This window comes from Gemmatimonas sp. (assembly GCF_046594945.1).
Taxonomy (GTDB): domain Bacteria; phylum Gemmatimonadota; class Gemmatimonadetes; order Gemmatimonadales; family Gemmatimonadaceae; genus Gemmatimonas.
On the sequence record NZ_JBKJRB010000050.1, the window covers coordinates 1 to 3,917 of the forward strand.

4 protein-coding genes and 1 pseudogene are annotated in these 3,917 nt (G+C 67.0%); 1 reads left to right on the top strand and 4 read right to left on the bottom strand.

All coding sequences use genetic code 11. The annotated features are described in order from the left end of the window. Positions 1-361: pseudogene (locus tag ACLL97_RS05480) on the top strand (hypothetical protein); the annotation flags it as partial. A 3-nt stretch (positions 362-364) separates the two neighbouring features. Here ACLL97_RS05480 and ACLL97_RS05485 read toward each other — a convergent pair. From ACLL97_RS05485 to ACLL97_RS05500, 4 genes are all read right to left on the bottom strand, one after another. Next, positions 365-2,275 (bottom strand): MXAN_2562 family outer membrane beta-barrel protein, encoded by a 1,911-nt coding sequence (locus ACLL97_RS05485; RefSeq protein ID WP_411279473.1) that lies wholly within the window; start codon positions 2,273-2,275, stop codon positions 365-367. A gap of 206 nt (positions 2,276-2,481) precedes the next feature. Continuing rightward, positions 2,482-3,333, bottom strand: a complete 852-nt coding sequence (locus tag ACLL97_RS05490) for a formylglycine-generating enzyme family protein (protein WP_411279474.1) — start codon at positions 3,331-3,333, stop codon at positions 2,482-2,484. Between the two features lie 150 nt (positions 3,334-3,483). Then, on the bottom strand, positions 3,484-3,711 hold the full coding sequence (locus ACLL97_RS05495; protein WP_411279475.1) for a hypothetical protein: 228 nt from the start codon (positions 3,709-3,711) through the stop codon (positions 3,484-3,486). Between the two features lie 70 nt (positions 3,712-3,781). After that, the coding region (locus tag ACLL97_RS05500; RefSeq protein ID WP_411279476.1) for an FAD-dependent oxidoreductase at positions 3,782-3,917 on the bottom strand (136 nt) is incomplete at its 5' end.

A 3,917-nucleotide genomic window follows, 5' to 3' on the forward strand; every position in this document is an offset into this window, starting at 1 on the left:
CGCGCATCACCACCTCGGTCACACCGGCTGCGCCAACGGACAGGCGGGTGCCGCCGGACCGAACCCCGCGGTGATCGGTCAAATCGTGACCACGGTGATCCCCGGCCTGAACCAGCCCACCGAGATCGCCGCCGACACGGCCGGTTGCTTCAACGTGCTCGACGCAGGTCGCGCGCGCCGTCCACTGTACGCTTGGAGTGAGCAGGGTGGCCTCTGGCTGTTCGACTTTTTCGGGCGGCTCGAGGGCAACGCCCCGCTGCTCGCCGCCGTCGGCTTCCTGCGAACACACCCGGATTCGCGACTGCGCGCGCCGATCGTCAGGGCCGCGGCGAACGCGTGGCGCGCGGAGCAGCCCAAGTAGCGGCTACATCTCGAACGCCAGGCCCGCCGTCCAGGTGAGATCGCCGACGCGCATGGGATGGGCCTGACCGAACCCGCGCAGATCAGCGACGGTCAGCTCGGCGAACACATAGGAGTGTTTGACGCCATGCTCGGTGGCGAAGATCTTCGCCGCGGCGGGATCGAGCGCGTCGAGCAGAATCATCGCGCCGACGGCATAGAGAAACCCGTTGGTGCGCCCCCGCGCGTCGCGGCCGGCTGGCCCCTGCGAGACGCCACGACCATCGGAGCTGGACCAAAGGCTGGTCATCAGCCCGAGCTTGCCGTACGGCACGATCGGCACGCGCGTCCGGCGCGCAAGGACGTCCACCCGCACTGTAGTCAGCGCGGAGAGCACCCATAGGTCGAATGAGGTGTTCTCGTCACTCGCGCCCGACTTGTCCGCGAACGCCGCCTTGGCTTTCGCGGAGGTGTATCCCACGAGCGCGCCAAAACCGATCGAGCCAAAGCTCGGAATGTGGAAGGGAATGACCTCGACCTCGGCGCCGACCATCAACCGCGGCGCGTTGCCGAAGGTGTCCCGAAAGGGTGTCTCTCCGTTGGTGAAGGTGCGATCGACGCGCGGCCGGTAGGGGCCCAAGCGCGCCTCCATCATCACGATCGAAGGAGTCTCCGAGGTCGTGCTGGCGCGGCTCGGCGTTGCCACCGAGAGGAGCGCGGCGAAGGACCCACCGAGAACGAGCGCACCACGACGCCGAGCCACGAACGCGGCGAACGCGGCGCACGCGAGCGTGAGCTCGGCCACTCCCTCCGTACCCGGAGGGCCGCCCATCGAGCAGTAGCCACCGCCGGCGCGGCCGCCCGCAGCGTTGTAGTTGTCCCAGAAGCTGTTGGTCGCGCGCGGGGTTTCGCACACCACCTCCGAGAGAACGCCGATGTTGTCCTGCCGATCGATGGCGGCGATCACCACGGCGTACGGAACGTCATTCACGGGAACTTCGAGCGGGATGTCGCCGGCAATGGTGTTGGACTCGCCGCACTTGAAGGGGTCGAGCGCGCTGGTCGGGAGCGTCCCCGGGACGAACTTGTGGCCCACCGGGCACTTCAGCTTCTCCGTCTTGGCGTCGCCTGCGTCGCCTGCGTCGCCTGCATCGCCTGCGTCGCCTGCATCGCCACTTGCATCGGTCCCGGCATCGGTCGGCGCAGCGGCCACCGTGTGAAAGCAATAGGCCCGGTACTGCTTGAAGTCGCTCGGCGCGGGGCTCGCTGGCTTCAGCTTCACCGTCACCAACCCCTCGCCGGCCCCGGTCGTCATTCCGACGGGCGCGGGAGGGCCCGCGAGATCGTAGAGCGTGACGTAGTCGATCTCGGCAGCCTTCGCCCCGTCGCCTCCCGTGATGACGTCGGATCCACGGAACGCCATCACATGCAGGTGAACCTCCGTTGGCGGCATGTGCTCGCTCTTGGAGCAGACCTGCGTGGCATCGAGTGGCGACTGCGCGTTCTTCTTCTTGTCGATCGCCTGGACGATCGACAGGTTGTCGATCTCGAACTCCCTGCCGCCCGCGACATCCGCCGCAGACAGCTTGGCGACTCGAAAACAGTGGGGTGACTTTGGCTCGTCACTGCTCCCGGAGCGTTCGGCGGGCGGAGCGCAGCTCGCAGCATCGGCGCGTGCCCAGATCTCGACGGAGGTCGTGTCGGCCGGGACGCCGGTCAGCGCGAAGCGCCACCGCTGGCTGCCATCGAGGCAGTCGTTGCGATTGATCCCGGTGTTGCTCGCCGACAGCGCGAACAGACCGTGTGCCGGCGCTGCACGGGTGGTGTTCGTGCGTTGGGGATATCCGCCCGTGAGCTCGAAAGCAGACGCGGTGCCGGCGTAGAGCAGCACCGAGAGGACGGAGATGAGGAAGGATGCAAGAAGACGTGTCGCCATTTGCGGCGGTCACACAGCAACCCGCGCACCAACGTTTTGACGCTTGAATTTTCGTCGAATTCGCGTCTGTCGCGGCCTGCCGACAGAGGTTTCGGCAGTTCGCTGTCGAGGGTCACGACAATCTGTCAGCGTTGCGAGAAGCGACCGCGTATGACGTGAGAGTGATCGCATCGAGCAGTGCGGCACGATGTCGCGCGCACGCGTCGTCAGTCAGCGCAGCAGCGGATCCCGATTCCCGGCAGGTTGTCGCCGAGCTCACGCGCCCCGCCCGCGCTGCACGCGACCTCGAGCCCGCGGTCGTAGAAGGAGCCACCGGCAACCCCGCAGAGAGACCTCTCGTCTGTGTCGTCGCAACCCGCGGTCCACTCCAAGAGGTTCCCACTCATGTCGTAGAGCTCGGTGAACGGCGCGATGGTGCCGCGACAATCTTTCTTCTCGCGCGCCTTGTGCGGGATCTCCGCCGCGCCGCCGTCGGCGTACGAGGTCGCGCAACGATCGTCGACGAAGGAGTTGCCGTACGGATAGGTCGACGACGCGCCCTGCGAGCACGCCCACGTCCACTCGGACGCGGCCGTCGGCGTTGGTTTCCCGCCGCCGATCGCGCCGCACAGTCGCTTTCCCGCCCACGCGCAGAAGCTCCACGCGTGACACCAATTGACGTAGGCCCGCGGGTACCCGCTCCCGCGACTCGTCCAGGACTCGGGCTTGGCGATCGAGACCGTGGCGCACCGTGCCGGCAGCGTCGGAGGGACCGGTGTGAGCAGGTACAGCGCAAACTCGACTTCGGTGACCTCGGTTTGATCGATGCAATACGAGCCCGCTTCGGTGGCCACGCGGATCATGTTCGGGCCTCGCCCGGAGGGGCAGGGAGCCTCTTTGGCGGTGTCGGTCAACGAGTCGGCCAGCGTCTCTGGTGACGTCTCGGGTGACGTCTCTGGTGACGTCTCGGGCGAAGTATCCTCGACCGTGCTCAGCGTCACGTCGCCGATTCCAGCGATCGCGTGGCACCCAGCGGCCACCGCAAAGGGCACAGCGATCGCGGCGAGGCGGGCCCTCATCGACCCATCCTATCGGAGGCGTCCCTGATCACGATCATCCGCCTCGCGCGTCTTTGGAGGGTTCGACTCCTTCCCGAAGCGACAGGATCCCGTCGTAGGCCTGTTGCAGTGCGTCGCCTCGCACGACCTCGGTCTGCTCGGCGCGCGCCTTTACTCGCCGTCGGCGAGCTCGAACGGGGCGAGCTCCTTTGAGCCCGCAACGAAGAAGGAGCCATTGTTGGTAGGGAAGATCCAAGCGTCGTAGACGCGTTGCCCATCTTCGAGGATGTCGTACAGCGCGACACCCTCTTCTTGCTTCCACCGCGCCGACGCCTGCCCGCGCTGCTCGCCCTCGACGGCGTCGGTTCCCTGCTCACGGGCCCTGAAGACGAACTGCATCCTCGTTGGACGCCCGAGGGGACCGACGATCGCGTTCTTCTCGAGCCGCAAGAAAGGGCTCGGAGAAGCGCTACGAGAAGTCCGCCGAGACCTCGGCTGCCGCACGCAGGCCGGAGAGGGCGCCCCCCTCCATGAAGCCCTGCCAGCTGTAGAACGAGTCCGTGGTCTCGCCCGCGAAGTAGAGGTTGTCGACCGGCGTCGCCTCG